A 316-nucleotide genomic window follows, 5' to 3' on the forward strand; every position below is an offset into this window, starting at 1 on the left:
AACCTTGGGTTTTCGGCGGGCAGGATTCTCACCTGCCTTATCGCATACTCATACCGGCATTCTCACTTCCTACCACTCCACAGCTCCTTGCGGTACTGCTTCAACGCTGTAGGAACGCTCCCCTACCTTGGGATGGAATTACTACTACACCCTTGTGTCTCTCATAACTTAGCCCCTGGGAAACATTTTTTGCAAAATCTTTTGTTGAATGAATGCTTTTGTTTAGGGATGATTTTGCAAATTAAATGGACCACTTGTGCCAATTGGATATACTAGTAATTCCATCCCAACCAAAGCTTCGGTGTATAACTTAGCC

1 rRNA gene is annotated in these 316 nt (G+C 44.6%); it reads right to left on the reverse strand.

The annotated features are described in order from the left end of the window. A 23S ribosomal RNA gene (locus tag V6C27_14885) occupies positions 1-316 on the reverse strand; the annotation flags it as partial.

This window comes from Peptococcaceae bacterium 1198_IL3148, assembly GCA_036763105.1.
Taxonomy (GTDB): Bacteria; Bacillota; Desulfotomaculia; order Desulfotomaculales; family Desulfohalotomaculaceae; genus JBAIYS01.